The 2,728-nt window shown below is 44.1% G+C and carries 3 protein-coding genes; 1 reads left to right on the top strand and 2 read right to left on the bottom strand.

Features of this window, described 5'->3' with window-relative positions; genetic code table 11:
- Both Q0668_RS22125 and Q0668_RS22120 read right to left on the bottom strand, forming a co-directional pair.
- Positions 1-362: GNAT family N-acetyltransferase (locus Q0668_RS22125; protein ID WP_298868654.1), on the bottom strand; the 362-nt coding region annotated here is incomplete at its 3' end.
- Between the two features lie 87 nt (positions 363-449).
- On the bottom strand, positions 450-1,568 hold the full coding sequence (locus Q0668_RS22120; protein WP_298868653.1) for a DUF3500 domain-containing protein: 1,119 nt from the start codon (positions 1,566-1,568) through the stop codon (positions 450-452).
- 517 nt (positions 1,569-2,085) lie between these two features.
- Between Q0668_RS22120 and Q0668_RS22115 the strand changes: the two genes are divergently transcribed.
- A complete protein-coding gene (locus Q0668_RS22115; protein ID WP_298868652.1) occupies positions 2,086-2,673 on the top strand; it encodes a hypothetical protein in 588 nt (195 codons plus the stop codon).
- Positions 2,674-2,728 lie beyond the last annotated feature (55 nt).

Here is a 2,728-nt window from a genome sequence, read left to right as displayed (position 1 = left end):
CCATAACGCGCATAAAATTTCTGGCCGATAGTGTTTTCTTTAAAGACCTCGACTTCGAGGTCGCCATGTAATTCCTGTGCCTTATCCATCAACGCCTTTCCAGCGCCTGTACCATGAAAATCAGGCTTTACAAAAATTGCACCGACTTCATTTCCCATTAAAGCAATGAAACCAATCACTTGTCCTGCCTCTTCAACCACCCAGGTTTCTGCGTTGGGCAGATACAAATTGGGAATGTTGTGCCGCTCCTGATCCAGAAAGTCTTCTTTCAGAAAAGGATGAGCCAGTCGGGATGCACTTTCCCAGGCTGACATCAAATCATCCAGATCTGCAGCCTGGTATTTGCGTATGATACGTTCCATGATTTTTCTTTAACTACCGGTGATCACAAAAAATCCTGATGGATTTACAAAATCCATCAGGCCTGTTGTGGTTACAATTTTATAAGTTTACTTCTTATGATGTTTGGAAAAATGTTCGGACAGAAAATCGCGTCCGAAATCGCCATCAAATTCGCGCCAGACGGCGTGTACGTGATTGGCATTGTTTTGTGTGTTAGCGAATTCGATCAGGAACGTTTTGGATTGGATGCGGTAATAATGAAATTCGCCACGTTTCTGGCCGCCGCTCCAGGCAAAACTTACATCGGTGCCATCTTTGATATTCCCTTTGTAACGTGTGCCTTTGAGAATCTCCGGACGAAAGCGGCTCGTATAGACGTTAATCAGACTCAGCAACTTTTTCTGTTGTACCGGTTCCAGGTCGGCAAAACTGATGCCTTTGAATGTAAATAGCCCACGGTCGGCGGTGGGGGCATCGGAGGTTAAAACTTCTTTGATGACACTTTTCTGCAGCAGTTTCTTATCCAGGGCAGATGTGTCAATCGTGGCTTTGGCCAGTTGTTCTTTGTTGAATGACTGAATCAGTTTAAGCGCCAGCTTTTGTTCTTTATCGAGGACTTCGACACCCTTTAAAATACCGTCGGGAACTTTACCCGGATTCGAACCGAAAAAGGAAGGTGTAACGGAAAACTTCTTCCCCTCAATAATCGTAACATTCACCGAAAGATGATGTCCTTCAAAGCGCCAGCCCCATGTCCCTTTGGGGTCAGGCTTGCCGAAGATGGATACATAATAGAGCTGTGGATCGCGATACTCTTTTCCTTCAATATCGAACAAGACTTTTTCCAACGCGCGGATGGACATCATTTCCAGATAACCACGTTGAGATAGTGCCGTCGCTGGCAGGGTGACCGCAAAGATACGTTGTTGCGGCGTCATTTGGCCGATGGTTAATCCTCTACGTCCGTTTGGTTTGATCACAAAGTCAGGCACAAAGTGCCAGTTGCTGCGTTCTTCATCATCCATTTTAAACGTGGCTGTAGCTCGTTGTTCTTTCGAAAGTGAAGCCAGCCAGCGTTTGGCGACGGCCGCCATTTCGGCACTCGCTCGGGAGATTTGGGCCTGTTGTGCTTTGGAAGGTTCAGCACCAGCCAAACTGCCGCTCAATACGCTGAAACAGAGACAGGTCATCAGGGCCAGGCCTGAATAGGGATTAAAGGTCTTCAAGGTGCGATTCCTCTTGGTAAAGATAAAAACATGGTTGATGAAAGATCGTACTGATGTCGTTGTAAACCGGATCAATTACTCCAGATGTGTTTAGAGTATTTATCTTACCAAAGTAAAAGGAAAGCGAGTAGTAATTCAAGGTCGTTGAAATGATGATTTTTAAATGCTCGTTCCTGATCGATTTAGGGATGAGTACCGACCTCCACAGGTATTTCTCTCTATTTCTCATAAATGTGTTAATTCATTTTTCGAATTAGTGACCCTTTTTTTTAATATTTCATGAGTCGAGCCGAATAACTCAGTTCAGCTCGTTTTCAGTAAATCCAAGTGCGGACAGGGTGTTGTTGTTTTCTGGAAAAAGTAAAGAATAAATGAGCAATTTCGGGAACCTAACGTTTCTTTAAAATGTCTAACAGAATCAAGGGAGAGGAGTAGATGGTCTTTTAACCAAAGTTTGTCGTAACCACTTCATCAAGTATTCATCTTTTGCAAATATTGAAAGTGCGAGTTGATTGATATGAAAGATTTACTTACGACCGCTGCATCGATCATCATTATTCTGTTCTGCTTCTCACTTTTATTTTTAAGTGAGAGAGAGGGGACACACCCTGTAGCAACGGCACAACTTACAAATCCGAATACCGAAGTTCAAAATGGACACGCTCCTCCAGTCAAATCAACCCTCTTTACTCGCGTTCAATCGGTAAAAGTACAGAAGGGGGTCTTGATGTTTGTGACGATTGAGCACGAGAAACTTCAGGAACATTATTTCTTGATTCGCGACAAGAATGTCATTCTGGTAAAAACATCGAGGAGTGATATGCCCTCTCAGTCGATCAAGTTCGAAGATGCTGGCAACGGTACAATGCGGGTAATGATTTCTGACACAATCGACATTGATCTCATGAAAGAGTTGACAGCCAATGGATTGGCTTCCGCTCCCGGGAATTGCATCAAGCACATCTCCACAATGACAGGTAGTTACGATTTTTCAACGGCATTCCCGATTTCCAATCCACCCGGGAAATCGTGCTCCCATCACGCAAGTTCGATCAAGTTATCAAAAAAACTAAAAATACCGCGAAACTTACTGCCGGCTCTATAGTTAAACCCGCATTTCCCAGATGACTTCCCTCGCTTTGGCACGTAATTTGCGCCAT

This window comes from uncultured Gimesia sp. (genome assembly GCF_937910335.1).
Classification (GTDB): Bacteria; Planctomycetota; Planctomycetia; order Planctomycetales; family Planctomycetaceae; genus Gimesia.
This window is presented reverse-complemented; position numbering and strand designations above follow the sequence as displayed.